General features: G+C 63.1%; 24 protein-coding genes. 8 read left to right on the plus strand and 16 right to left on the minus strand.

Annotated features, from left to right (window positions below; genetic code table 11):
• Positions 1-71: 71 nt before the first annotated feature.
• The 4 genes from H7687_RS20435 to scpC form a co-directional block, all read right to left on the minus strand.
• Positions 72-683 (minus strand): hypothetical protein, encoded by a 612-nt coding sequence (locus H7687_RS20435; protein ID WP_246405040.1) that lies wholly within the window; start codon positions 681-683, stop codon positions 72-74.
• Positions 684-800: 117 nt separating this feature from the next.
• Positions 801-1,514, minus strand: coding sequence for a DUF3108 domain-containing protein (locus tag H7687_RS20440; protein WP_183350882.1), 714 nt, complete (start codon positions 1,512-1,514; stop codon positions 801-803).
• Positions 1,515-1,557: 43 nt separating this feature from the next.
• Positions 1,558-1,740 (minus strand): hypothetical protein, encoded by a 183-nt coding sequence (locus tag H7687_RS20445; RefSeq protein WP_183350883.1) that lies wholly within the window; start codon positions 1,738-1,740, stop codon positions 1,558-1,560.
• A 358-nt stretch (positions 1,741-2,098) separates the two neighbouring features.
• Positions 2,099-3,661, minus strand: a complete 1,563-nt coding sequence (gene scpC, locus H7687_RS20450) for a succinyl-CoA:acetate CoA-transferase ScpC (protein WP_183350884.1) — start codon at positions 3,659-3,661, stop codon at positions 2,099-2,101.
• A 192-nt stretch (positions 3,662-3,853) separates the two neighbouring features.
• Here scpC and H7687_RS20455 point away from each other — a divergent pair, with 192 nt between their 5' ends.
• Positions 3,854-4,447: a TetR/AcrR family transcriptional regulator gene (locus tag H7687_RS20455; RefSeq protein ID WP_183350885.1), complete on the plus strand. Its 594-nt coding sequence runs from the start codon at positions 3,854-3,856 to the stop codon at positions 4,445-4,447.
• A gap of 13 nt (positions 4,448-4,460) precedes the next feature.
• On the opposite strand, the gene mazF is transcribed toward H7687_RS20455, so the two are convergent.
• The 7 genes from mazF to H7687_RS20490 all read right to left on the minus strand — a co-directional run bounded on the left by mazF (position 4,461) and on the right by H7687_RS20490 (position 10,234).
• Positions 4,461-4,805 (minus strand): endoribonuclease MazF, encoded by a 345-nt coding sequence (gene mazF, locus H7687_RS20460; protein ID WP_183350887.1) that lies wholly within the window; start codon positions 4,803-4,805, stop codon positions 4,461-4,463.
• Complete coding sequence (locus tag H7687_RS20465; RefSeq protein WP_183350889.1) at positions 4,802-5,044, minus strand: AbrB/MazE/SpoVT family DNA-binding domain-containing protein; 243 nt, start codon at positions 5,042-5,044, stop codon at positions 4,802-4,804. Before H7687_RS20465 ends, mazF begins: the two co-directional genes overlap by 4 nt.
• Before the next feature lie 78 nt (positions 5,045-5,122).
• A complete protein-coding gene (locus H7687_RS20470; protein WP_183350891.1) occupies positions 5,123-6,052 on the minus strand; it encodes a cation diffusion facilitator family transporter in 930 nt (309 codons plus the stop codon).
• Positions 6,053-6,224: 172 nt separating this feature from the next.
• Positions 6,225-7,865 carry a methyl-accepting chemotaxis protein gene (locus tag H7687_RS20475; RefSeq protein ID WP_183350893.1) on the minus strand — a complete coding sequence of 547 codons (1,641 nt, stop codon included), beginning with the start codon at positions 7,863-7,865 and terminating at the stop codon, positions 6,225-6,227.
• Between the two features lie 394 nt (positions 7,866-8,259).
• The gene (locus H7687_RS20480) at positions 8,260-8,478 is read right to left on the minus strand and encodes a hypothetical protein (protein ID WP_183350895.1); all 219 of its coding nucleotides are present in this window, start codon (positions 8,476-8,478) and stop codon (positions 8,260-8,262) included.
• A 127-nt stretch (positions 8,479-8,605) separates the two neighbouring features.
• Complete coding sequence (locus H7687_RS20485; RefSeq protein ID WP_183350897.1) at positions 8,606-9,478, minus strand: DMT family transporter; 873 nt, start codon at positions 9,476-9,478, stop codon at positions 8,606-8,608.
• Positions 9,479-9,877: 399 nt separating this feature from the next.
• Positions 9,878-10,234 (minus strand): TRL domain-containing protein, encoded by a 357-nt coding sequence (locus H7687_RS20490; protein ID WP_183350899.1) that lies wholly within the window; start codon positions 10,232-10,234, stop codon positions 9,878-9,880.
• 206 nt (positions 10,235-10,440) lie between these two features.
• Between H7687_RS20490 and H7687_RS20495 the strand changes: the two genes are divergently transcribed.
• From H7687_RS20495 to H7687_RS20510, 4 genes are all read left to right on the plus strand, one after another.
• Complete coding sequence (locus H7687_RS20495; protein WP_246405043.1) at positions 10,441-11,265, plus strand: A/G-specific adenine glycosylase; 825 nt, start codon at positions 10,441-10,443, stop codon at positions 11,263-11,265.
• A gap of 154 nt (positions 11,266-11,419) precedes the next feature.
• Positions 11,420-12,595 (plus strand): S8 family peptidase, encoded by a 1,176-nt coding sequence (locus H7687_RS20500; protein ID WP_183350904.1) that lies wholly within the window; start codon positions 11,420-11,422, stop codon positions 12,593-12,595.
• Between the two features lie 266 nt (positions 12,596-12,861).
• A complete protein-coding gene (locus tag H7687_RS20505; protein ID WP_183350906.1) occupies positions 12,862-13,305 on the plus strand; it encodes a MarR family winged helix-turn-helix transcriptional regulator in 444 nt (147 codons plus the stop codon).
• Between the two features lie 56 nt (positions 13,306-13,361).
• Positions 13,362-14,594: a multidrug effflux MFS transporter gene (locus H7687_RS20510; protein WP_183350908.1), complete on the plus strand. Its 1,233-nt coding sequence runs from the start codon at positions 13,362-13,364 to the stop codon at positions 14,592-14,594.
• A gap of 63 nt (positions 14,595-14,657) precedes the next feature.
• Here H7687_RS20510 and H7687_RS20515 read toward each other — a convergent pair whose 3' ends face one another.
• The 3 genes from H7687_RS20515 to H7687_RS20525 form a co-directional block, all read right to left on the minus strand.
• The gene (locus H7687_RS20515; protein ID WP_183350910.1) at positions 14,658-14,900 is read right to left on the minus strand and encodes a hypothetical protein; all 243 of its coding nucleotides are present in this window, start codon (positions 14,898-14,900) and stop codon (positions 14,658-14,660) included.
• 151 nt (positions 14,901-15,051) lie between these two features.
• Positions 15,052-15,954: a protoglobin domain-containing protein gene (locus tag H7687_RS20520; protein WP_183350912.1), complete on the minus strand. Its 903-nt coding sequence runs from the start codon at positions 15,952-15,954 to the stop codon at positions 15,052-15,054.
• A 312-nt stretch (positions 15,955-16,266) separates the two neighbouring features.
• Positions 16,267-17,814: a SulP family inorganic anion transporter gene (locus H7687_RS20525; protein ID WP_183350915.1), complete on the minus strand. Its 1,548-nt coding sequence runs from the start codon at positions 17,812-17,814 to the stop codon at positions 16,267-16,269.
• Between the two features lie 363 nt (positions 17,815-18,177).
• On the opposite strand from H7687_RS20525, the gene H7687_RS20530 reads away from it, so the two are divergent.
• The 3 genes from H7687_RS20530 (at position 18,178) to H7687_RS20540 (ending at position 21,009) form a co-directional block, all read left to right on the plus strand.
• Positions 18,178-18,537 carry a CZB domain-containing protein gene (locus H7687_RS20530; RefSeq protein ID WP_183350917.1) on the plus strand — a complete coding sequence of 120 codons (360 nt, stop codon included), beginning with the start codon at positions 18,178-18,180 and terminating at the stop codon, positions 18,535-18,537.
• A 335-nt stretch (positions 18,538-18,872) separates the two neighbouring features.
• Entirely contained in the window at positions 18,873-19,643 is a 771-nt protein-coding gene (locus H7687_RS20535; protein WP_183350919.1) for a DUF5020 family protein, read from the plus strand.
• A gap of 286 nt (positions 19,644-19,929) precedes the next feature.
• The gene (locus H7687_RS20540) at positions 19,930-21,009 is read left to right on the plus strand and encodes a class I SAM-dependent methyltransferase (protein ID WP_183350921.1); all 1,080 of its coding nucleotides are present in this window, start codon (positions 19,930-19,932) and stop codon (positions 21,007-21,009) included.
• A gap of 3 nt (positions 21,010-21,012) precedes the next feature.
• Here the strand turns inward: H7687_RS20540 and H7687_RS20545 are convergent, their stop codons facing one another.
• A complete protein-coding gene (locus H7687_RS20545) occupies positions 21,013-23,064 on the minus strand; it encodes a hybrid sensor histidine kinase/response regulator (RefSeq protein WP_183350923.1) in 2,052 nt (683 codons plus the stop codon).
• Positions 23,048-24,208, minus strand: a complete 1,161-nt coding sequence (gene ercA, locus H7687_RS20550) for an alcohol dehydrogenase-like regulatory protein ErcA (protein WP_183350925.1) — start codon at positions 24,206-24,208, stop codon at positions 23,048-23,050. The genes H7687_RS20545 and ercA overlap by 17 nt, the downstream gene beginning before the upstream one ends.
• Positions 24,209-24,295 lie beyond the last annotated feature (87 nt).

Below are 24,295 nucleotides of genomic sequence, written 5' to 3' on the forward strand. Positions count from 1 at the left end.
CAGCATTACCTTACTCATGAAATAGGGAAGCAATGTGGCAGAAATGAGGAAGTTTCGCCGGAGTGGTTGCTTCAGGCGGGCTCCTGTGCCTGGTACGGCGCCCGTCCCGACCTGATCCGGCGCACCACCATCGGCACCACGAGCATGAGTGCCAGGATGATCCACATGGTGGTGTCCGGGTCCTTGATGTATTTGTTCAGGCGCAGGGTAGAGAAGGCGATCACCGCGAAGTAGAGCATGTCTCCCGCGATGGCGAAGGCCCATCCTGCCACGAAGCCGTGGCCGGCGGCAAGGGCGGAGGCCCGCCCGGTCATGGGATCGACTCCGAAGGCGATCATGATGAGCGCGATGGGGCCGGTGGCAGTGATCTGGAATTGGGCGGCGTTGCGGGCATTGGCGGCCCGTATGGCGGCGCTGACGCGGCGCAGGAACGGGACCTTGCCGCAGACCAAGGCGATGATACGCAACAGGGGCTCGAACGCGACGGCAAGGATGACGTCGGAGACGAGGTAGAGGAGCGTGGTGACCGGCCAGGCCAGCCCCTTGGCCTTGGCGAGGAGCACCCCGGCCGGGATGCCGCCTCCGACCGGGATCAGGAACAGCTTCAGCACCGACTGCATGGCGGCAGTCGGCGGCAGCCAGTCGAGGAGCATCTTGAACAGGTGGGGGATGGTTTCTGTCATCAGGTTGGTAGGCGCCCCGGCATCGGTTTCGGATGGTCACCTGCAACGGTTGACAACCCGCGGGCATCGTACCTTAAAGAAGGAGTCGACCGCAACAGCTTTCCAAGCGGCACCGGGCTAGAGGCCGCCGACCAGGGTCAGCGTCACTTCACCGACCTTCATGGCGGTGGTTATCTTCACGGGGATCCTGCGGTCGTCGTCGGTAAACCAGAAGGTGGCATTGCCGACCTTGGCCTCCTGGCCGTTATGACTGAGGCGGGAGGTAACCATCACGGTCTTGAACTTCCCCAACGGCGTCGCCAACTCCTGCCGCTGCACCACCCGGACTTCGGTATGCCACAGCCGCTTGGTGTCGTAGATGTCGAAGGAGATGGAGCGGCCCGGTGAGAGGTCGCTGCCCCGTATGAAGTAGATACTGGAGAGGTTGTCGTAGGTCCTCGGGGTGATGGCATCGGTCCGCTCGACCTTTTTCAGAAGGTCGATGCTGTTGGCCTTGAGCGACGAGAAGTTGAAGGTCGCCTGGCGCGCGGCGCGGTAGCTCCCCTCACGCTTGTTCTCCCGGAAGAATTTCGGGGCGCCGGCGCGGGTGGTCACCGATTCGGTGCGGTCGTCGATCTTGAAGAAGGCGGAGACGACGCCGGTCGAGCGGATGGTGTTGGTAAGGCGCAGCTCGTCCCCCTGCGGCGTCACTTCCAGGACTGCCGACCCGGCCTTCATGCCGGACCAGGTCACGTCGTAGACCAGGCGCTCGGGGACGGGAAAGGCCGATGCCGATGCGGCCATGAGCAGAAGGACAAGGATGGGGGATATCAGGGCGCGGAGATTTTCCATCCCTAGAGGGTACAGCAATATTGATTTTTTTAACCTGGGATTTTCAGGCTTCGGCGACCCGGACGGCGCTGCGGGTCAGCCGGTGATACCACTCGCAGGTCTCCGTTTTGACGCCGCACTGAAGGCAGGGGTTACCGCCGGTTCGAAACCAGAGGTAGACGAAACGGTGGGAGTTACTTACTGCTTCGCAACTACTGCCGACATAGTCGCTCATCGTTATTCTCATAGAGCACCTCCTTGATGGCAATAAGAGTACAAGATTGTGCTGTAGTTGCATCGAAGAGATAAAAAAAATGTCTATGTGAGTGAAAGGTACTTCACAATCAGTGCCCATCATGAGCAGGGGCTTGCGCCGCATAGGTCCACCTTCCCTCTCCCTCCGGGAGAGGGTGCCCGAAGGGCGGGTGAGGGAGGTGCAACCCAAGCGGGATCCTTGCCTGGTGCAGCGCCCTCACCCCAGCCCTCTCCCGGAGGGAGAGGGGGATGGGCATCTTGGCGGAAGATCATCGCTAGACAGGAAAAGCAAAGCGGCAGGAGCCTCAAGGCCGCCTGCCGCTTTACTGCCATCTTTTACAGTGCGGGAGCTAGATGTCCCAGTTGTCGATCTTCATGGTGCCCTTCTTGGCCAGGTTCACCTGCATCTTGAAGACGCGGTCCAGAAGCTGCGGCTCGTGGCCGGCCTTCCTGCCCAGGCAGTCGTGGGCGGCGCGCTCGAAGTAGTCGGCCAGAAGCGGCTTGTAGTCGGGATGCGCGCACTTCTGGATGATGAGCTTGGCGCGGCTCTTGGGATCGAGACCGCGCAGGTCGGCCAGACCCTGCTCGGTGACCAGGACGTCGAGGTCGTGTTCGGTGTGGTCGACGTGCGGCACGTGCGGCACGACGCAGGTGATGCCGGTCGGGTCGGTCTTGGTCGGGCGCGCCGACGGCGTGTGCATGATGGAGAGGTAGGCGTTTCTCAGGAAGTCGCCGGAGCCGCCGATGCCGTTGATCATCCTGGTGCCGCCGACCAGGGTGGAGTTGGCGTGGGCGTAGATGTCGAACTCCACCGGGGTGTTCATGGCGATGCAGCCCAGACGACGGATCGGCTCGGGGTGGTTGGCGATGGAGAGGGGGCGCATCATCACTTTGTTCGAGTACTTGTCCCAGTTGCCGTAGAAGCGCTTGAAGCCGTCCACGGAGAAGGAGAGCGAGACGGTGGAGGCGAAGTCGAGCTTGCCGGAGTCGAAGAAGTCGAGCATGGTGTCCTGCAGCACCTCGGTCCAGACCTTCAATCCGGTGAAGGGGCCGTTGGCCAGGCCGCCGATGACGGCATTGGCGATGGAGCCGACGCCCGACTGCAGCGGCAGGAGGTTCTTGGGCAGGCGTCCCGCCTTCACCTCGGCGGAGAAGAAGTCGATGATGTGCGCCGCGATGGCCTCGGAGGTGTCGTCCTGCTCGCTGAAGGCGCGGCCGTTGTCCGGCTTGTCCGACTCGACGATGGCGACGATCTTGTCGTTGTCGACGCGGACGTAGGGGGAGCCGGCGCGGTCGTCGACGCGGCAGATGAGGTAGGGCAGCCGGTTCGGCGGGGTGATCGGCTCGACGATGTCGTGCAGACCTTCGAAGTTCGGGATCGAGGTGTTGATCTCGATGATGATCTTGTCGGCGATCTGGACGATCTCGGGAACGGCGCCGCAGGAGGCGGTGAGCACCAGGTCGCCGTTTTCGGTGATGGCGGAGCACTCGATGATGGCCAGGTCGAGCCGGCCGCCGTTGTCCTTGGTGTAGAAGCCGTAGCCCAGGTCCTGGGCGAACATGGAGAGATGCTTGTCGCCCATGCGGATACGCCCGTCGTTGATGCCGGCCTGGATGTTCTTGCCGGTCTGGTAGGGCCAGCGGCGGTCGATCATGTCCAGGGAGGCCCAGCGGTCCTCGGTCTCGACGCCGACCGAGGCGCCGATGAAGAGGTTGAACCTAAGCTTTCCCTGCAGCTGGTTCTTTTCGACGTGGTCGGCGAGGGCGATGGGCACCGCTTTCGGGTAGCCGGCGGGGGTGAAGCCGGACCAGCCGAGATTCATGCCGTTTTTGAACATGGGTATTACCTGGTCGACGGTGGTGATCCGGGAGTGAAGGCTGGACTTTCTGATCCTGTTGTGCAACTCAGACATTAATCTGGATCCTCCTTTGCTGATGTCATCCCGTTCGTGCGACGGGAAAGAGAACAATTAAAATAAATTATCGAACGAACGTTCGGCGAATACAACATAACAGTACGATGTTTTATTTGCAATATAGAATTGGTATTTGGCCTGTTTTTTTGCTAATGTTGGCGCGCGTGAATTACGTGGCCGGGGTAGGCAATGGAAAAAACGGAGTGCAACAAGAAGTTATTGGATGTGGCGACGCAGCTCTTCTCGGAGCGGGGGCTGCATGGGGTGAGTATCCGGGAACTGTCCCAGGCGGCGGGGGCCAGCATCTCGATGATCTCGTATCATTTCGGGGGGAAGGAAGGCCTTTACTCCGCGGTGCTGCAGCGACAGTTCGCTTGCTTTGCGGAGATCCACGAGATCAGGGAGCGGGTGAGCGACCCGGTGGAGATGGTGGAGAGCTACCTGCGCTGGACCTTCCGCAGGCACCGGGACAACCCGTACCTCCTGCGCTTTTACACCAGTGAGTTGACCAACCCGACGGCTTTTTTCAGCACGCTGGTCATGCCGGTCATCGACGAGGTGATCGTGATCATGGCCAAGGCCATCGAGGAGGGGAAGCGGCAGCGGAAGTTCCGCGCGGATGTGGACCCGACCAACGCGGCGCTGGCGCTGGCGGGGATGGTGAATTACTTCTTCTTGAGCAGCCTGGCCACCGAGAACCTGATCAGCCACTCGCCGGAGCGGGACGAGGAACTGGTGCAGCAGTACCTGAAGATCTTCACCTGCGGGGTGGGGGCTAGCTGAGGGAGGGGGCGCTTTATCCTTCGAGAATGGCGCGAACCTTTAGGATGACTTCTTCGAGCACTCCCCTACTAGCCCTGCCGCCTTTCTCTGCTCGTCGTACTTGCCAGTCCAACGATTTCACCTGGTCGGCCAATATGACACCCCGGACAGTGGTAACTCCAGCAACTGCCACCTCGAACGGGTAGCCCTTTACCTGCGAGGTGATTGGGCAGCAGAGCATGAGGCTGGTTTTCTTATTGTAGTTGCGCGGCGACAGCACGAAAGCTGGGCGTCGGCCGGCATGCTCGTGGCCCGCCTGAGGATCGAAATCAAGCCATACCACCTCTCCTCTGTCGGGAACGTAACCCGCCGCTGTCATAGCAATTCCCTGCCAACTGGTTTTCCGCAACTAACCTCGGCATGCAGGTTTTCCTCGTTGATTCCATCGAGGAGGGCGTCCAGCGAAAGAACCTTGTTAACGATGGGCTTGATGACTATGTACCCCTCCTGCCTGGTGATCTCTACCGGCGACTCCGCTTCGATACCACACTCTGCCGCTATTGACTTCGGCAAGCGCACTGCCAGGCTGTTGCCCCATTTTTGAGCTTTCGCTACCATGTAGATCTCCTTTCTTCTGAATCCACCCAAGAGCGAGTGTAGCAAGGTATCTACAATGTATCAATAGGTCTGGAAGGGTTACACTTTCGCAGGGAGCTTGTGGCAGTCGACGGTGCAGCGCTCGCAGCCGCCGGGACAGGGCTCGAGGTGCACCAGGATGTGGCTGTAGGGGAGACGGCGCTCGATCTCGGCGGTGATCTCGTGGCTCACGGTGTGCGCGGCCTCAACGGTCATCTGCCTGGGGACGACGAGGTGCGTGTCGACGTAGCGCAGGTGCCCCGACTTGCGGGTGCGCAGCTTGTGGTACTCGATCAGGTGCTCGCGGTAGTGCTCCAGGACATCGTGGATCACGGCCTCTTCTTCTTCCGGCAGTTTCACGTCCAGGATGTGGAAGAAGGCGCTCCTGGTGAGGTCCCAGGCCGCCTTGATGATCATGAGGGCGACCACGATGGCGACGATCGGGTCGAGCATAGGGATCCCGGTGATCTTTATGGCGACCAGACCGCCCAGGACACCGGCCGAGGTGTAGACGTCGGTGCGCAGGTGCATGGCGTCGGCTTCCAGCGCCACCGAGTCGGTAGCGGCGGCCACGTTCAACAGGTGCCGGGAGACCAGGTAGTTGGCGACGGCCGAGACGGCCATCACCGCGGCACCCAGGCCGAGCCCCTCGATTTCCACCACGCCGGTGCGGAGCTTTTGCACCGCCTCCCAGATGATGTAGAAGGCGGCGCCGAAGATGAGGACGGCCTCGATGGTGCCGGCGACGTTCTCGATCTTGCCGTGCCCGTAGTGGTGATCTTCGTCGGCGGGCTTGCCCGACTCGCGCACCGAGTACCAGGCGATGCCCGCCGCCACCAGGTCCACGCCGGAGTGCACCGCCTCGGACAGCACCGAAACCGAGCCGGTGATCATGCCGACCGCAAGCTTGGCGACCACCAGCGTCGCGTTCGAGGCCACCGACAGACGGGCGGCTCTCCTTTTCAATAGATCGTGTTCTGCTGAAACCATGGCGCTCCCCTTTCACCTTGTGACCCGCTACGGCCTCCGGACGTGAAAAAGGCCACGTTTCACGCGGCCTTCTCAACTTCACCTGTTTTCAGCGGTATCTGTGTCTATACAACTTCCCACCGGGGCCTGTCAACCGTTAGAGCATTTGCACCGGCGTGCATGAGACGGGTGCTTAGAGCTTGAAGCGCTGCACGAGGTCCTGAAGCTGGGCGGCGTAGGTCGTGAGGCTTCCCGCTTCGACTGCGGATTCGCTGGCCCCCTGCGAGGTCCGCGCCACGACCTGGGTGATCCTGTGCATGTTGCCGGCGATTTCCGAGGTCGTTGCCGTCTGCTCCTCGGCTGCCGTGGCGATCTGCCCCACCTGCATGGCGACCGCCTGCACCAGGTCCAGGATTTCACCCAGGGCCGCACCGGATTTACCCGCCTCTTCGGTCCCCGAGGCCACCTGCTCGACCCCCTGTTCCATAGCGGCAACCGCTTCTCTTGTTTCGCCCTGGATCGCCTTGATCATTTCCGCGATCTCACGGGTGGCCCGCGTGGTCCTTTCGGCCAGGGCCCTGACCTCGTCGGCCACCACGGCGAAACCTCTGCCCTGTTCGCCGGCACGTGCCGCCTCGATGGCCGCATTGAGGGCAAGGAGGTTGGTCTGGTCGGCGATGTCCTCTATGGTGCCGATGATTGCCCCGATCTGGTCCGATCTCTCGCCGAGGCCCGCCACCGTCTGCGCCGATTCCCTGACCCGGTCCGCGATCTGCCCCATGACCGCGATGGTGCGCTCCACTACAGCCGCGCCGTCGCTTGCCGAATGCATGGCGCGTTGCGCGCCCTGCGCGGCTTGGTGACAGGTCGAGGCGATGTCGCCGGAGGTGGCGGACATCTGCTCGCCGGCAGTGGCTACGGTGCCGGACTGGGAGGCGACCTCTTCGGCCTCTTCGGCTATCCTGTCGGAGATGCCGTGCACCTGGTTGGCCGCGGCGCTGACCTGTTGCGAGGTGTTCGTCACCGCGCCGATCATGCCACGCAGGCTCTCCGTCATGGTCTTCATGGCGGCCATCAGTTGACCGGTTTCGTCCCGCGAGGTGACCTCGATGCTCTGGGAAAGATCCCCGGTGGCGACCGTTTCGGCGACGCGGACCAGACGCGCCAGCGGCAAGGTGATGGAACGGGTGATAATGACCGAAAGGATGATGGCCATGAGGGCAGCGATGAGCGAAATGAAGGTGATGGTTACCTTTATCCGGTCGGCACTGGTGCGGACGGCGGCGACCGTCTTGCCCATCTCGCGCTCCATAACTTTGGAAAACTCGCCTACCTGGCTTTCAGCCCGGTGGGTGGCGCTCTTGTAGGTGTCGATGGCGTGGTTGGCATCCTGGGTGGTGGTGATACGCCCGGCTTTTACTTCGTCGTACACCTTTTTGAACCCCGCCGCGTACTCGTCGCTCCCCTTCATGACCTTGCCGAGGATTTCCTTTTCCTCGGGGTGTTCTGCCAGTTTCAGCATGGCTTTATTCTGATCCTGAAACTTCTCGAAGGCTGCGTCCCACTTTTTCCTGTAGGCCTCCACCTTGGCGGCGTCGGCCATGTTGATGAACGCGTCCTTCTCGTAACGGCGCAGCATATTTATCTCGGCGCGGTTGGCCTGTGCCAGCTCGAGGAGCTTCGCGTGGGCGCCAGCGATCTCGTCTATGTGTGCGAGCATGCTGGTGGTGCCGGTGTACCCCAGCACCCCGAGCAGGATGATGATAATGGTGGCGATGGAAAAGCAGACGTTGAGACGGGTGCCGATCCGGAAGCGGGATAAGAAGTTGAGCATTGGGTTGCCTCCTGCATTTTTTATATGGACGGGTTAAGCCGGTTCGAGAGCGGGCGCACGTGCAGGCGCACTTCTTGGCGTATCGGCGACAGGTCGCGGTACTTGAGTGGAAGATGTTCCGGTGGGGACCGGAGTGAAGCGTGCACCGGGAGAAGTTAAGGGAATTGGCGGAGGAATGCGCCGGAGGAATGGTTCCGCAAGGTGCCTGGACCCTTGGTTCTCGGGGAAGGTGGCTGAGCTGAAAGGAGCGTTCCGCTCAAAGGGACAGGCACCTGACGGAGCCGGTCCCTTCTGCCGCGCACCTTCTGTTCTCCAAAGAAAAAGGCCGCTGATCTCTCAACGGCCTTTTCTTTGACGGCTACATGCTCACAAGGGAGTCGACCCGGGAGCGGGATCAACCTTTGCCAAGGATCTCCCTGGCCCGATCGCCCTGGTTGGGGAACAGGTCTTCCGGCACGGCATCTTTTCCCAGTTCCTTGCGCACGATGTAGCGCGCACATCCCTCGAAATTGTCGTTGCAGTACATCATCTTGAAGACGTTGCTGGTGGACGGCATGTTGGCCATCCTGTCGTTGAAGAAAATACATCCGGACAAAAGCTCACAATCAGGCATTACACTCCTCCTCGAGGGTCTGACAAAGGCACGACTGGCATACGCCTTTGTATTGTGACTGGCGTCGTTATACCCGCGTTAGTCGTGTGACAATGTATACCTTTGCTCTTTTTGCCGCAATAGGATTTTAAGAGGAGGCTAAGGGGTATTTGGGAATCCTGCGGGCGCTGATCAGGCTTGCTGCGGTGACCGAGCCGAGGATGAGCAGGCCGCCGGCGATGGTGTTGGCGGAAGGGGTTTCGCCGAGCACCAGGAAGACCCAGACCGGGTTGAACACCGGCTCGATGACTGCGATCAGGTTGGCGGTAACTGCGGAGACGCGCTTGATGCCGTAGGAAAAGAAGAAGGAGGCGAGGCCGATCTGCACCACGCCCAGGGCGAGGATGCTGGCCAGCGCAGTCGTGGTGAACACCGGGAGCGGCAGGAACACGGCGGCGCCGAGCGCGACCACGGCGGCCACGGCATGCGAGGCCATGAACGAGTGCAGCGGGTCCCCATCCTTTTGCATGCGGGTGAAGATGAACATGAGGGAGAAGGTGAAGGCCGAGGTCAGGGCCATGAGGTTGCCCGCGAGCTGCCCGGGGGAGAGGCGGTCCAAAAACAGCACCACCATCCCGGCGATGGTCATCAGGAGCGCCAGCACCTGTTCGCGGTAGAGGCGCTCTTTCAGGAACAAGACGCTGAAGGCGGCGGTGAACACGGGGGCCAGGTACTGCAGCAGGATGGCGTTGGCGGCCGTGGTGCTCTTGTTGGCGGCGACGAAGAGGAGCATGGTGGCGGCGTTGGCGAGGGCGGCGCCGAAAAGCGCCTTGGACCACTGCAGCCGGACGGTGCCGACCAGTGCCAGCAGGAACAGGAAGGCGATCAGACTCCTCAGACCCGCGATGAGGAACGGGTTCCAGTCCAGGATTTTGATGAAAAGGCCGGCGAGGCTCCACAAAAAGCCGCAGACGACCATGGCGAGGGCGCCGGAGAGAGCAGGTGAAAATCTGGGTTCCATGAGGCGACAGGGTAAGGTACGGCTCGGGGGATGTCAAAGGGTAAATGGGTTGGTGGCTGAAGGACGGCGGTGATGGGGGCGCCTACGAAAAAGCAAATCCCCCCTGCCCCCCCTTTGTATAGACTGGGGACATAGGTAACAAGTGTTCGGGGACATCGGTAACACTTATTATCAAGACATGAACCTTTTCCTGTAAGGAGGGCGGGGGGGACGCGGGGGCTCGCGCAGCGCTGCGTGGCATCAGTACCGCTGGTTCTATGGAAACATGGCAAAGGAATAGTGGCACCGCTGGAACGCTGGAGCGGGAAAACGGGGAACGGAAACGGGGAGCGGGTATGCGGAGGGGAAGCGGTATGAGGAGGGGGGGCGGGGGCTCCCCCTCTGAACTGCCTCAGACAGTTACTTGGCGGGTTCCTTCGGCCTCTGGATGATGGCGCTCTTGTCGCCATAGACCACGGTACAGTCGGTGCTGAAAGGGAAATACCAGGTGCCGGTCTGGCCGATGAGTTCGACGTTGTTGATGCCACCCTTGCGCGCAGCGGTCAGGATGGAACCGTCGCCGAAGAGCGGGATGACATAGAAAATGTTGAAGGTGCAGGCTTCTCCTCTTTTCATCTGGTTCAGATCGAGGAACTTGATGTTCTCGACTCCAACCGGTGTGTTGTCTGCATAACGCAGAGTTTTGGCGAGGTCGTGAGTAGGAAGACAGCCGCACAGACCAGCCAGTACCAGTACTACCGCACCCAGCCTTTTCATAGCGCCTCCTTTTCCAGCTTGTTGTGAGAGACAACCCATCTCAAATACTACTTCGCTGTCAGTTACTGACAATGATTATAATCCTTCAATGTATCATGGCGGCCGCTCAGAGAGTGGCTTGATTTATATTGGTTGGGGCGAGCAAAGCGGCTACAATCGTTGCCGGGCCGGGCGGCGCAATGCCGACTGTGCCGTGGAGGCGGTACATGGATACACCTGTTACGACGGAGGACGTGAACCTGTTCCGGAACACGGTCCTCGATCATTACCGGACGCACGGGCGGCGCCTGCCCTGGCGGGAGACCCGCGACCCGTACGCCATCCTGGTGTCGGAGATCATGCTGCAGCAGACCCAGGTGGACCGGGTGCGCGAGAAGTACCTCGAGTTCCTGGCGGTCTTCCCTACCTTACGCGACCTGGCCCAGGCGGAACTCTCCCGCGTGCTGTCGGTTTGGCAGGGGCTTGGTTACAACAGGCGCGCGGTATCGCTGCAGCAGTGCGCGCGGGTCGTGCTGGAGCGCTTCCATGGGACGCTGCCGCGCGAGGTGGTAGAACTGGAATCGCTGCCGGGCATCGGCCCCTACACCGCCCGGGCCGTGGCCGCGTTCGCCTTCGACGTCGCCACTCCCTTCATCGAGACCAACATCCGGTCGGTGTTCATCCAGCACTTTTTCCCTGACAGGGACTTGGTGCGCGATGCCGACATCCTGCCCCTGGTCGGGCTCACCCTGGACCGGGACGACCCGCGCCGGTGGTACTACGCGCTGATGGACTACGGGGCCCATCTCAAGCGCGGCAGGGCAAACCCAGGCCGCAAGAGCGCCCACCACGTGCGCCAGTCGCCGTTTAGAGGCTCCAACCGCGAGCAGCGCAGCCTGATCCTCAGGAGTATCCTGGCGGAACCAGGGGTGACCCGGAGCCGCCTGGAACAGGAGCTGCGCCTGGAGGCGGCGCTGCTGGCGCGCAACCTGGAGCAGCTCGAGAAGGAGGGGTTCATAAGGGAGGAAAGCGACCGACTCTGGATCGCGTGAGTGAGCCGCGGCGGCAGGGGCAAGGGCTCCGGCGAGGGTGGAAAAGGCCTATTGCACAAATGTATACACTATTCTATATTGAGCGAAATTTGGTGCGCCACCTGCAGGTCACCGGCAGGCAGCACAAGCGATGCAGCTTACAGGAGGTTTCCCCATGAAAACGGCAATCCTTGCCATAGCGGCTCTTTGTACCTTTACCCTGGGTCAGGCTCCCCCGGCAACGGCCGCCCCCGAATCCGCTGCGCCCATTTACGGCGTCGGGGCGGAAAGGGCCATCCCCGGGCGCTACATCGTCGTGTTCCGCCCCGGCAGCGCCGGGCACCAGGTGGGAGCCGCGGCGCAGGCGGCAGCCCGGCTGGGAGGAAAGGTGCACTACGTCTACACCGACGCCCTGCAGGGGTTTGCGGCGACCCTTCCCGACCAGGCCTTGCAGGGGGTGCGCCACAACCCCAACGTCGAGTACATCGAACAGGACCAGGCGGTCTCCATCGGTATCGAGGCCTCGCAGGCGGTCTCCACGTGGAACCTGGACCGCATCGACCAGCGCAGCCTGCCCCTCGATGGCTTTTTCGGCTACACCAGCACCGGCGTCGGCGTGACCGCCTACGTCATCGACACCGGCATCCGCACCTCCCACACCGAGTTCACCGGCCGCGCCTCCATCGGCTACGATGCCCTGGGGGGGGACGGCCAGGACTGCAACGGACACGGGACCCACGTCTCGGGTACCATCGGCGGCTTCCACTTCGGCGTGGCCAAGGACGTGACCCTGGTCGGCGTGCGGGTACTGGACTGCTCGGGCTCGGGTACCACCTCGGGCGTGGTTTCCGGCGTGGACTGGGTCACCCGTAACCGGAAACTGCCCGCGGTGGCCAACATGAGCCTCGGCGGGGGTGCCTCGACCGCGCTCGACAACGCAGTGGCCAACTCGATCGGCAGCGGGGTGACCTACGCCATCGCCGCCGGCAACAGCAAGCAGGACGCCTGCCGGTACTCGCCGGCCCGGGTCCCGGCCGCCCTGACCGTTGGCGCCACCACCTCGAGCGACGCGCGCGCCTCCTACTCCAACTACGGCGCCTGCCTCGATATCTTTGCACCCGGCTCCAACGTCACCTCCTCGTGGTACAGCAACGATACGGCGACCAATACCCTGAGCGGGACCTCGATGGCCACACCCAACGTGGCCGGTGTCGCAGCGCAGTACCTGCAGCTGAACCCGACCGCCACCCCGGCCGGCGTCGCCTCGGCCCTGACCGGAAACGCGACCACGGGTGTGGTGGGTAACCCCGGCAAGAAATCGCCCAACCTGCTTTTGTACACCGACTACTGATCCGCACCGCGACAGGTCAGGTAGCACGGAGGCCGGCTGCGACAATGCGTCGCGGCCGGCTTTTTTGTGGTCGATGCAATGCGTACCTTTGTACCCCATCTCCTTGCGGTGCCATCATTTCCAGTGGTTGCGGCTTCACCCACCCCCCGGCCCCCTCCCGCCTTCGCGGGACGAAGCGCTTCGGCGTGCAGGCCCGTCAAGGGAGGGGGAGCCATGCTCTTCGCAGCTGTTGACTTGCAATGGCTGAAGTTGTACGGTGCAACTGTATGGACGCCCTGACCGAATACAAATTGGACAAGTCGCTGGGACACCTGGCCTCCCGCTTCTCCAGGATGGTGCTCAGGCGCTTCAACGCGGTGCTGCAGCAAAACGGGATGCCGATCACCTCGGAGCAGTACTCGCTGCTGGTGCAGCTTTGGGACAGCAACGGCCTGCCCCAGGGAATGCTGGCGGAGAAGACGGCGAAGGACAAGACCACCATGGCGCGGCTGGCGGCCGGGCTGGAGGCACGCGGATTGATCGCCCGGCTCCCGTCCCCCAGCGACGCCAGGGAGCGGCTTTTGTACCTGACCGACAAGGGGAAGGAACTGATGGACCGCGCCACCACGCTGGCCCGCGGCATCCTGGAAGAAGCACAGCAGGGGATCGATGCGCAGGAATTGGAAATCTGCCGCGATGTCCTGCGCCGCGCCTGCAGCAACCTGAAGTAGTTTTCTTTTGTCTCGATAGTTGCATGAAGCAACTTGTTTGCAGCGAGGTTTCACCAATGGGTTTCCCCAAGGCAACAACGATGATTCACCCCGCCGAGATGACCCGGCGCCAGATGACCGTGTTCGTCCTCATCCTGGGCGCCTTGACCGCCTTCAGCGCCATGTCCATCGACATGTACCTCCCGGCCTTCCCACAGATGGCCCGTGATCTCAAGGTGCCGCTCAGCACGGTGCAGCTCTCCGTCTCGGCCTTCCTGTTCGGCTCGGCCGCGGGTCAGCTTTTCTACGGGCCGCTGGCGGACCGCTACGGGAGGCGCCGGCCGCTGCTCCTCGGCCTGTCCCTGTACGTCGCCTCGACCATCGGCTGTGCCACGGTGCACAGCGGCAGCGGCCTGTTGGCCTGGCGGGTGGTGATGGCGCTTGGCGGCGGGGCCGGCATGGTGATCTCGCGCGCGGTGGTGCGCGACCTCTACGACACCGCCGAGGCGGCCAGGATGTTCTCGCTGCTCATGCTGGTCATGGGGCTCGCGCCGATCCTCGCACCGTTGGCGGGGGGGCAGCTGCTGCTTCTCACCGGGTGGCGGGGGATCTTCCTCTTTCTCGGCGTGTTCGGGCTGGCTTCGCTGGTCGCGGCGGCGCTGGCGCTGCCGGAATCGCTTCCCGCGGAGCGGCGCATCCGGCGCAGCGCCTCGGATATGACCAAGGTGTACTGGCACCTCTTGAAGAATCGCCACTACCTGCGCTACGCCGTCGCCCTCGGCTGCGTGGCCGGCGTCAACTTCTCCTACATCTCCGGCGCCCCTTTCGTCTTCATCGAGCTGCACGGGCTGTCGCCGCAGTTCTTCGGCGTCTTCTTCGGGGTCAACGCCTGCGGGCTGATCGGCGCCTCCCAGATGAACCGCCGGCTCCTGCGCCGCTACTCGCCGGCGGCAATCGCCCGCAGCGCCTTCATGGTGGCCGGCGGCGCCGGCGTCGTTCTCATCGCGGCGACGGCGTCGGGGTTCGGCGGGTTCCCGCTGCAGATGATCCTCATCTTCGCGAGCCTCTGCATGACCGGCCTGCTCTACCCGAACATCACCGCGCTGGCGCTGGCCCCGTTCGAGAAGGCGGCGGGGAGCGCCTCGGCTCTGCTGGGGACCATCCAGTACCTGCTGGGCGCCTCCGGCGGCGCGCTGGTCGGCGTCTTCCACAACGGCACCGCCCTCCCCATGACCGGTGTCATGGCCCTGTGCGGCAGCTTGGGTTTTTTGGCCGTGCTCGGCGCGGGACGCAAGAAGGCGCAACAGTAGCAGTTCCTGTTGCGCCTCCTGGTCCCTCGCCGTGCTTAGAGGATAGGAATTGACGGCAGTGCGTCAAGCCGGTCGCGGCTGCCTGGCCTGAAACTCGTCGGTGGGGCAGCAGTAGTAGTCCCTGCTGCACCAGATCATGACCTTGGTGCCGGGGCTGGGCGGGGTGTCGCTGTCGATGGCGAACTGGCGGTTGTCGCAGTAAACGGTCCCGTCGGGACGCACCTCGGCCAGGTAACGACCGTAGAACAGGGGGGTGAGCGCCGGGGGGAAGATTTCACGTAACTCGATGAGATGGTAGATGTGCATCAAAGGCTCCGGTTGGTGCGGCTTCTGTATCCCCTCATCGGCACGACTGCAAAATTAATTACGGTGCGCGCACACAAAAAGGGCCTCCCTGGTATGGGAGGCCCTTTGTCTTTGCGGATGCTGCCGGGAGGGTAAAGCGCCACTGCCCCGATCAGGAGTGGGCGCCGTTGGTTTGGCTCTTGGCCACCAGGTAGTAGACGATGCCCAGGATGAGGAGCGTGCCGGCCAGGAAGGCCTGGGTCTCCAGGGCGTCGTGGCGCAGGGTCGAGATGAGGATTTCGCGGATCAGGGCCACGATGATCACGCCGATGAAGATGAGGATGTTGAACTTGCCCCCCTTGAGCGTCTTGATCTCGTTGTCCATGAGCTCGATCATCATCCAGAGGATCAACAGCGAGCCGAGGGCGGACAGGATCCCCTTTTCGAAGTCGCCCCGGAAGATGTGGACCAGGTCCCAGAAAAAGAGGCTCACCACGGACAGCGACACCCCGGCCAGGGCGACGACCAGCACCAGGTTGAGACCGTAGGTGAAGCGCTCGGCGGCGTGGATCAACTGGGATTCCAGCCGGTGCGAGACGAAGACCCGGCGCAACTCCTCCTCCTGGTAGGAGGTGCTCATGATGTCCAGGTTGATGTCGAGGATCTTCTCCACGGCGATCCGGTACTTGCGGCGCACCGAGATCTCGGGGAAATTGGCCTGCAGCATCTCGATCAGGAAGCGGCGCACCACGTTCATGGCCGCGTTGACATAGTGGGCGCTCACCTTGATGCGCACGTGCGCCTGGCCTATCGACTGCAGGGTGAGCATGTACTCGTTGTCGTAGCGCCCGCCGAACAGGGAGAGGAACCACTCGGCGTGGGTCTTCTTGAGCCGGGCCAGCTCCTTCGGCTCGCGCAGAAAGGCCGCCGTCTCGGGGATCTTCAGAAGGTAGGTGTAGAACTCTTCGACCATCGCCTCGCTTTTGCTTTGGGCGAGGGGAAAGAGCTCTTTGAGCAGTTCCGCATCTGTGTCGGTGAAGTAATAATGGTTCTTTATTTCCTGCATGGTAAGCATCGATTCTCTCCTGCAACAGTAACAACTCTATTCTTGACAGTAGTCATCCCCCATCCAACGGGCGAGAACCAATGCTAACACACGCGGGTCCTTTTGCCAGGGTCGTATACGCCTGTTGTGGCGACGAAAGGCAATGAGAAACCCGATTAGTGACAACTTTTCGCTAATGCCCTCTCCCTCTGGGAGAGGGTGCCCGAAGGGCGGGTGAGGGAGGTGCCACGAGGGCACCATTGCCTATTGCAGCGCCCTCACCCCAGCCCTCTCCCGGAGGGAGAGGGGGATGGGGATCTTGGCGGAATCACTCTCGGCGGGTCATTCGCCTGCGGCAGAGGGGGAGCCGAGCAGGGAGAGAAGCCCGAAGGAGAGCGCCATGGCGGCATAACCGGCGGCCAGGTGCCACGCGATGGGGAGGGGCGGGGCCAGGGGGGAAAACATGGCGCCCGAGGCGAGCGGCGAGTGGATGATGCCGCACAGCGACAGGGCCGAACAGAGCAGCAGGTAGACGGCGGCCTTGCCGGGGCGGTGGTCGAGCACGTTGGCGAAGGCGGCGCCCCACAGCAGCGAGGTGACGATGAAGCCGTTGCCGAGGATGGTGGTGGCCTGCCAGGTGGCAAGGAGGTCCCCGGTGAGGTCGGCGGCACTCTTCCCCAGGCCGCCCAGCATCTGCCCGAACTCGATGGTGGTGAGGCAGGCGATTACCGGGATGAAGGAAACGGCGACGGCGCGGTAGTGGCGCTTCTCGGTCGCCTCGAACGCCTGCGCGGTGATCTCGATGCCGATGAAGATCAGGATCGGCGCGACCGCGGCCTCCGGGAGCAGGCCGACCAGGAACGAGAGGCACCCGGTGACGGCGGCGGCGCCGATGAACAGGGCGGTGGCGATGGTGTAGCCGGCGCGCCCCCCCATGTCCTTGTAGGCGGGATGGCCGATGTAGGGGCAGGACTGCATGACGCCGCCGCACATGCCGGCGACCAGGGTGGCGACCCCTTCGACCAGCAGGATGTCGCGGGTGTTGTAATCGTCGCCGGCGACCGCGGCGCTCTCGGTGACGTCGACCCCGCCGACCACGGTGGCCAGGGCGAACGGGATGGCCAGCGGCAGGTAGCCGAGCGCCCGGGGGATGCCGCCCAGGAACTCGAGCGAGGGAAGCGGCAGGTACAGCTCGAGCTGCGGCGCGGCAAGGGGTGCGGGAGCGCCCCCCGGCAGCAGCCCCGCGGCCCCGAGGAGGTAGTAGGCGACGGTGCCGGCCGCGATGCCGGCCAAAGCACCCGGCAGTCCCATGGGGAGCCGGTAGCGCGCCAAAAGCGAAATGAAGACGATGCCCAGCGAGAGGAAGCCCACCACCGGGGAGGCGAACAGCTTCAAAAAGGGGAGGTAGGCGATCAGCAGGAGCGCGACCGCGGCGATGCTCCCCAACAGGCCGGCACGCGGGATGCTTCGTCTCAGGGCCGGGCCGCAGAAAGAGGCCGCCACCTTGAACACTCCCATGAGGACGATGGTGGCCATGCCGACCTGCCAGGTAAGGTGGGGGTCTTTGGTGGCCAGGAAGCAGGGGCCGATGACCCCGAAGGCCATGCCGAAGGTGGAGGGGGTATCCAGCCCCAGCGGCATCGCGGTGACGTCGCTGCGCCCGGTGCGGCGCGCCAGGCGCCAGGCGAGCCAGGAGTAGAGCAGGTCGCCCAGCAGCACGCCGACCGCGCTGCCGGGGAGCATCCGGGACAGGACCAGGTCGCGCGGCATCCCGAACACGCCGGTGAGGATGCCGGCCATGATCACCAGGCCCGACATGTTGTCCAGCATCAGCCCGAAAAAGGCGTTGACGTCGCCTGCGGCAAAAAGAGTGGCTTGGTTGCGTTTCATGGGGGCTCTCTCCTCCGAGGGCCCCAAAGTTGCCATAGCGCAACGATATTTGCAAGGTCAATGTGGCTGGCGGTGGGGGGAGTGCCGGCACGGTCCAGGCGGGATGGGGCAATTGCCCCACCTCACTCCCGGGGCGGCATTGCGTTCTTAAGCGAGCTTAACTTTATGCGTGGGTTGCCAAAATGTTGTTCCGCATTTTGCTAATAATAACAGTAGGAAAAACTGGTCGGCAACTGTGGGGCGGCTGCGGTCGACGTCGTTGGAATAAATGTTGCTAATCTCCGGCTGCCCGCGGACGGAAAGGGAGCAGGCTACTATTTCCGCGTTCAGATGCTCATAACTACTACTAAAAAAGGTATGCGAATGGAAAAGCAAGAGATCAGCAATGCTATCACTGAACATGCCATCTACAAATTGAAGCTCAACGAGATGGTCCGCAAGGGGGAACTGGAAGACCACCAGGGCCCCTGCACCGAGACCGATTGCCGGTTCGGCAAGTGGTTTTACGGCACCGCGGTTTCCTCCCGCCATCGTTCCTCCTATTTCTACAAACAGGTCAAACAGCTGCACGGCGAGTTTCACGAAGTAGCGTGCCGCGTGGTCGGGCTGGCCGCCCAGGGTGACACCGAGGAGGCCGAAAGGCTCATGGACCACGAGGGCGAATTCAGCCAGGTCTCCAATAAGCTGATGGAGACGCTGATGCGCTGGCGCGATCTGGTCTGACCAATTTTATACGTTGTTTAATTAGATCAAAAAAAGGTGAACTGCGCCGAAAAACGTGCTAGTTTTACGCCGCTTTTGCAGCGGAAACGTTTGACAAGGTGAGTCGCGCCCGCAAGGGCGCAGCGGTTCGTCTCCTGCGCTGTATCCCCCTTCAGCAGAGAACCACCCCCAGCCTGCGACTTTCCCCGTAAAGAGTGCCCTGTCGACCATGCCGGTACGGCCCACCGCTGCCTGTCACGCAGCGTTGCGCCTGTTTCTCGCGCGGTCGGCACTTCCCTGAAGTGCGTTTTTCAGCTACCACGAGTAGTCAGCATGTACCACAAAAGGAGAGCACCTTGAAGAAGAGATCGATCCGTAGCGCCCTGTCCACCGGCTTCAAAGCCCTGGCCCTCGCCGCCCTGCTGCTGGCGCCTTTCGCCGCGCAGGAGGCGCATGCCGGGATGACCCTCTGGAACGAGACCAACATCCAGACCCTGTGGGGCGGGCAGTTCAAGAACCCCTTCACCGGCACCAAGGGGACCCAGTCCACCATCACCGTGGAACACGCCAATGCCTGGAAGTACGGCGACAACTTCCTGTTCTTCGACGTGACCGACGCCGAAAAGGACAAGACCTCCATCTACGGCGAGATCTCCCCGAGGCTTTCGCTGGGCAAGATCACCGGCCGCGACTTATCCGCCCCGTTTGTCAAGGACGTGCTCCTGGCCGGGACCGTCGAGGTCGGCCAGGGCTTCCGCAACTACCTCTACGGTGTCGGCCTGAGCCTTGACCTGCCCAAGTTCAACTTCGCCAACCTCAACGTCTACGTGCGCAACGACCCCAAGCAGTCCGGCAGCACCTACCAGGTGACCCCCTGCTGGCAGCTCCCGTTCACCGTGGGCAAAGCCGACATGATCTTCGAAGGGTTCACCGATATCGCCGGCAGCGAGGGGAACCTTGCCTTCAACATCGACGCGCAGCCCCGCCTGCTGCTCGACCTGGGCAAGTTCTTTGATGCCCCGGGCAGCGTCTTCGTCGGCACCGAGGTGATCTACTGGCACAACAAGTACGGCGTCAAGGGCGTCAACGAGTTCGCGCCGCAGGCGATGCTGAAGTTCGTGATGTAGTAAGGCGCGGCGCCTGCAGAGTGGCCGCGAATACAATAGAAACAGGAAGGGGGCCGGGATGTCGACGGCCCCCTTTTTTCATGGCTTTTGACGACGAGCTGTGAAAGTACCACTTTGCCAAAGGGGGAGGGGACTGGCTCCGCCAGGTGCCTGTCCCCCTAGGGTTTTGTTAAGCTGGACAGGCGGAATGGAGCGTTCCGCAAGAGGGACAGGCACCTAACGGAGCCAGTCCCTTTCCTCATTGGAAGCCTTGCCAACTCAGCCGGCGCACGCTAGAGTGTCCCTCATGCCCGAAAGCGTCCGCCGTCACTACGAACTCTACCCGTACCCCGATTACCCTCTCTTCGCCTCGGTGCGCCGCCGCGACACCTACGCCAACAACCTGGACGCCCTCTGGTCCCTCTTCAACGGGGAACTCGCCCCCACCGGGTCCCGCATCCTGATCGCCGGCTGCGGCAGCTTCGCCCCCTATCCCTTCGCGGTCGCCAATCCCGGCGTGCCGATCACGGCGCTGGACCTCTCCACGAAGAGCCTCAAGCGGGCACGGCTGCACTGCCTGCTGCACGGCATCTCCGGCATCGACTTCGTCTCCGGGGACCTCTGCGACGCCGCCCTCGCGCCCGGCCCCTACGCCTTCATTGACGCCTACGGGGTGCTGCACCACCTGGAGGAGCCGCAGGCGGGACTGCGCGCGCTGGCGGCACGACTGGCTCCCGGCGGCGTCCTGAGGATCATGGTTTACAGCCACTACACGCGCCGGGAGGAAGACTCCATCCGGCGGGCGCTCAGGCTACTGAAGGTGCGGGATCCGGAACAGGTGAGAAAGATGGTGCGCAAAAGCGCCCCCCAGTCGCGCCTCAGGGCCTTCTTCGAGAACTCCGAAGAGGTCGGGAGCCGCTCGGGGCTCGCGGACGCGCTGCTTCACCCGCAGGTGACCAGCTACCGGATCGATCCACTCCTGGAACTCATCGCCGCCAGCGGCCTCACCCTGCTGCGCTTCGCGCACCGCGGGGCGCAGCCGGAACCCGGGCGGGAGATCGCCAGGATGCGGGCCCTGGAAGCGGAGCAGGAGGCGCCGGGGAACTTCGTGCTCTACCTGGGACGCAACTGCGCGGGGCCCTGTCCGCATGGGGACGGTGTGTTCCGGGTGAACCCCTGTCTCGAGGGGGCGCTTTCCCCCTGGCGCCCGGGGACGCTGCACCTCCCGGGGCGGCTCGGGCACGAAAAAGCCGCCCTGGACGGCGCCGAGCGACGCTTCCTGCGCCGCTTCCGCAACCCCGTCCCGGCGGCTGATCTCTCCCCCACCGAACTTCCCCGGGCCGGCGCCTACGCCGACCGCCTTTTGCTCATGCACAGCCGCGCCTGACGCTCAGCTGTCCAGCATCTCCCGGACCTTCTTCAAAAGCTCCAGCGGCCGCACCGGCTTCATGAGCAGTTCCGTCCCCTCCTCGAGCAGATCGCGGCTCTTGATGATGTCCATGGTGTAGCCGCTGGTGTAGAGTACGCGCGCGTTCGGGTCGATTTCCCTGATCGCGTTGCAGGCGTCCTTGCCGCTCATCCCGGGCATGATCATGTCCATGAGCACGAGCGAGATCTCCCTGCCGAACTTCTGGTACTGCTGGATCGCCGCGGCGCCGTTCTCCGCCATGATGGCCCGGTAGCCCGCGCCGGAAAGGATCTGCTCCAAGAGGACGCGCAGTTCCGCCTCGTCCTCGACCACCATGATGGTCTCGCTCCCCCCCTTGGGCTGTTCCAAATCCCGCAGCGCCGCCTCGGCCAGCGGGCTGGTCACGCTGAGCGGCAGGTAGATCCTGAAGGTGGTGCCGATGCCGGGCTCGCTGTAGACGTTGACGAAGCCGGAGTGCTGCTTGATGATCCCGTACACGATGGACATGCCCAGGCCGGTCCCCTTGCCCACCTCCTTGGTGGTGAAGAAGGGCTCGAAGATCCTCTTCCTGGTGGCGTCGTCCATGCCGACCCCGGTGTCGGAAATGGAGATGACCGCGTAGGGGCCTGGCTCTCCGATGCCGTTGGCCTGGACGAACGCAGCGTCGATGCGCTGCAACGAGGTCTGCACGGTAAGGAGCCCGCCCTGCGGCATGGCGTCGCGCGCGTTGGTGGAGAGGTTCACCAGGACCTGCTCGATCTGGTTGGCGTCGATGTCCACCGGCAGGGGATGCCCGGCGAGCACGGCGCGCAGTTGCACGTCCTCGCCGATGATGCGGGACAGGAACTTCTCCACGCGCCGGATGACGTCGTTGAGGTCCGCGGTCTGGGTCTTGATCACCTGCTTGCGGCTGAAGGTCAACAGCCCGGAGGTGAGCTGCGCCGCCTTGTCCGCCGCGTCCATGATCCGGTCCACCTGCTCGCGGTGCTGTGCCGACAGCGATGCGTCGTTTCTGAGCATGCTGCCGTAGCCCAGGATGACCATGAGGATGTTGTTGAAGTCGTGGGCCACCCCGCCTGCCAACTGCCCGATCGCCTCCATCTTCTGGGACTGGACCAGCTTCTCCTCGAGCTGCTTGCGCTCGGTGATGTCCTCGGCGATCCCCAGCAGGTAGCGGGCCTTGCCCTGCTCGTCCAGCAGCGGGATCTTCTTGGTGCGCAGGACCCGGTCGCCGTTGCGGGTGCTGACTACCTCTTCAGGGATCTCGACCAGTTCGCCCCGCTCGAGGGTCTCCCGATCCTTCTGGCTGAAGAACGCGGCCTGCCCGGTGGGGAAGAGTTCGGCATTGCTCTTGCCCAGGATCTCACTCCTCGTGAATCCGAGCAGATCCTCGCCGTACTTGTTGATGGTGATGAAGCGCAGCTGCCGGGCGTCTTTGGCGAAGATCATGGCGGGGATGTGGTCGACGATGTTCTTGAGGAACTCCTCGCTCTGCCGCAGCGCCTCCTCGACCGCGCGCCTCTGCGTGATGTCGCGGGCGACCGCCAGGACGTAGGCGCTGTCCCTGAAGTGCATCCGATTCAGCATCAACTCGGCCCAGAAGGCCTCGCCGTCCTTTCGGTACAGTTCGGTGACGATCACGTCGCGCACGTCGGCATCCTCGTCGCTACGGATCAGGGAGACGGCGGCGGGATTGTCCTGCAGGTCGGAAAGGTCGAAGAGGGATTTTTCCAGCAGTTCGGCGCGGCTCCAGCCCAGCTGCCGGCAGGCGGACTCGTTGAGGTCGACGATCCTGCCGGTCAGCACCTCGACCAGGAGGATGGCGTCGTTGCTGTGATCCAGGAAGGCCTTGAGGCGCTCCAGTTCCTCCAGGCGCTGCTGCAGCTCGGGGTAGTAGGTTTTGCGCATTGAGGTTTCCCCGAGCCCGGCCAGCTTGCGCTGCAGAGCCTCCAGCGGGTCTTGCATCGGGGGAGCACCGGCATCGTGGGGGGCATCGGGGTCACCGGGGGGACGGGGGTCAGAGGGATTCTTCATAGACGACCTCGATGTCCCTCTTGGAGGCGCGGCGCGGGTTGGTGGCCATGCAGGGGTCCTTCAGCGCATGCTCGCTGTAGAGCTTCAGGTCGTCGTGCCCGACCCCGACCTCCGCCAGGGTGCGCGCTACACCCGCCTCGGCCTTGAGTTTGCGGACGTACTCTAAAAGGCGCTTCTTCTTCTGGGGGAGGGGGAGTCCGCGCAGGTCCAGGCCGAACGCCTCGGCGATCTTTTCGAAACGCTCAGGAGCGGCGTCGAAGTTGAAGTCGATGACGTGGTCGAGGAGTATGGCGTTGCATTCGCCGTGGGCCAGGTCCAGCGCACCGCCCAGGCTGTGCGCCATGGCATGGTTGGCGCCGAGGATGGCGTTGGAGAAGGCGAGGCCGGCCTGCAGGCTCCCCATCATCACCTGGCTCCTGAACTCCTCGTTGTCGAGGTTGCGGATGCTGGGGATCAGGTTCACCGACAGGAGCTTGAGCGCCTCCAGGGCGTGCAGGTCGGTCATGGAGGAGCTCGCGGTGGAGACGAAGGCCTCGATGGCGTGGGTCATGGCGTCGAGCCCGGTACAGGCGGTCAGGTAGGCATCCATGGTGATCAGGGTGACCGGGTCGATGAGGGCTATGTCCGGCACGACCGACTTGCTGATGATGGCGATCTTCACCCTCTCGCGCGGGTTGCTGATGATGGTGAACTGGGAGACGTCGGCGGAGGTGCCGCCGGTGGTCGGGATGCAGATCAGGGGGGGCATGGGGGCCTTGACCATGTCGACCCCCTCGAACTCGAGGATGTGCTTGTGGTTGGAGGTGACGATGCCGATGCCCTTGGCGCAGTCGATGGGGCTGCCGCCCCCGACCGCCACCAGCGCGTCGCAGCGCTCAGCCTGGTACAGGGCGACCCCGGCCATGACCTCGTCCGCCTTGGGGTTGGGGGTGAGCGCGGTGAAGAGGACCCAGGAGACGCCGGCGGCATCGAGGCTGTCGGTGACGTCCTTGGTCCATCCCGCCTGAACCACCCCCGGGTCCGAAACCACCAAAACCTTGCGGCCGCCCAGGTTCTTGGCGTAGCGCCCGGCCAACTCCCGGGCTCCCGCGCCGAAGATGAACTCGGGGGCAAGAAACTTTCTCAGCTGCAAACCTTCCGCCATCTCCCGTCTCCCTGACTCGACAGATCGCTCTATCATAACATGAGTTAAGGACAGCCAATATGTGGACAACTTGTGTAGTGTAGCAGT

This window comes from Geomonas paludis (assembly GCF_014193585.1).
Taxonomy (GTDB): domain Bacteria; phylum Desulfobacterota; class Desulfuromonadia; order Geobacterales; family Geobacteraceae; genus Geomonas; species Geomonas paludis.

Bases quoted from the DNA above. Each gene is read 5' to 3' on its own strand.
- H7687_RS20470 (WP_183350891.1), bottom strand. From the start codon at position 6,052: ATGGTTTCAGCAGAACACGATCTATTGAAAAGGAGAGCCGCCCGTCTG.
- H7687_RS20525 (WP_183350915.1), bottom strand. From the start codon at position 17,814: ATGAAACGCAACCAAGCCACTCTTTTTGCCGCAGGCGACGTCAACGCC.
- H7687_RS20495 (WP_246405043.1), top strand. From the start codon at position 10,441: ATGGATACACCTGTTACGACGGAGGACGTGAACCTGTTCCGGAACACG.
- H7687_RS20520 (WP_183350912.1), bottom strand. From the start codon at position 15,954: ATGCTTACCATGCAGGAAATAAAGAACCATTATTACTTCACCGACACA.
- H7687_RS20440 (WP_183350882.1), bottom strand. From the start codon at position 1,514: ATGGAAAATCTCCGCGCCCTGATATCCCCCATCCTTGTCCTTCTGCTC.
- H7687_RS20455 (WP_183350885.1), top strand. From the start codon at position 3,854: ATGGAAAAAACGGAGTGCAACAAGAAGTTATTGGATGTGGCGACGCAG.
- H7687_RS20490 (WP_183350899.1), bottom strand. From the start codon at position 10,234: ATGAAAAGGCTGGGTGCGGTAGTACTGGTACTGGCTGGTCTGTGCGGC.
- H7687_RS20475 (WP_183350893.1), bottom strand. From the start codon at position 7,865: ATGCTCAACTTCTTATCCCGCTTCCGGATCGGCACCCGTCTCAACGTC.
- H7687_RS20445 (WP_183350883.1), bottom strand. From the start codon at position 1,740: ATGAGAATAACGATGAGCGACTATGTCGGCAGTAGTTGCGAAGCAGTA.
- H7687_RS20540 (WP_183350921.1), top strand. From the start codon at position 19,930: ATGCCCGAAAGCGTCCGCCGTCACTACGAACTCTACCCGTACCCCGAT.
- H7687_RS20505 (WP_183350906.1), top strand. From the start codon at position 12,862: ATGGACGCCCTGACCGAATACAAATTGGACAAGTCGCTGGGACACCTG.
- H7687_RS20510 (WP_183350908.1), top strand. From the start codon at position 13,362: ATGGGTTTCCCCAAGGCAACAACGATGATTCACCCCGCCGAGATGACC.
- H7687_RS20465 (WP_183350889.1), bottom strand. From the start codon at position 5,044: ATGGTAGCGAAAGCTCAAAAATGGGGCAACAGCCTGGCAGTGCGCTTG.
- H7687_RS20485 (WP_183350897.1), bottom strand. From the start codon at position 9,478: ATGGAACCCAGATTTTCACCTGCTCTCTCCGGCGCCCTCGCCATGGTC.
- H7687_RS20480 (WP_183350895.1), bottom strand. From the start codon at position 8,478: ATGCCTGATTGTGAGCTTTTGTCCGGATGTATTTTCTTCAACGACAGG.
- H7687_RS20435 (WP_246405040.1), bottom strand. From the start codon at position 683: ATGACAGAAACCATCCCCCACCTGTTCAAGATGCTCCTCGACTGGCTG.
- ercA (WP_183350925.1), bottom strand. From the start codon at position 24,208: ATGGCGGAAGGTTTGCAGCTGAGAAAGTTTCTTGCCCCCGAGTTCATC.
- H7687_RS20500 (WP_183350904.1), top strand. From the start codon at position 11,420: ATGAAAACGGCAATCCTTGCCATAGCGGCTCTTTGTACCTTTACCCTG.
- H7687_RS20530 (WP_183350917.1), top strand. From the start codon at position 18,178: ATGGAAAAGCAAGAGATCAGCAATGCTATCACTGAACATGCCATCTAC.
- H7687_RS20515 (WP_183350910.1), bottom strand. From the start codon at position 14,900: ATGCACATCTACCATCTCATCGAGTTACGTGAAATCTTCCCCCCGGCG.
- scpC (WP_183350884.1), bottom strand. From the start codon at position 3,661: ATGTCTGAGTTGCACAACAGGATCAGAAAGTCCAGCCTTCACTCCCGG.
- mazF (WP_183350887.1), bottom strand. From the start codon at position 4,805: ATGACAGCGGCGGGTTACGTTCCCGACAGAGGAGAGGTGGTATGGCTT.
- H7687_RS20545 (WP_183350923.1), bottom strand. From the start codon at position 23,064: ATGAAGAATCCCTCTGACCCCCGTCCCCCCGGTGACCCCGATGCCCCC.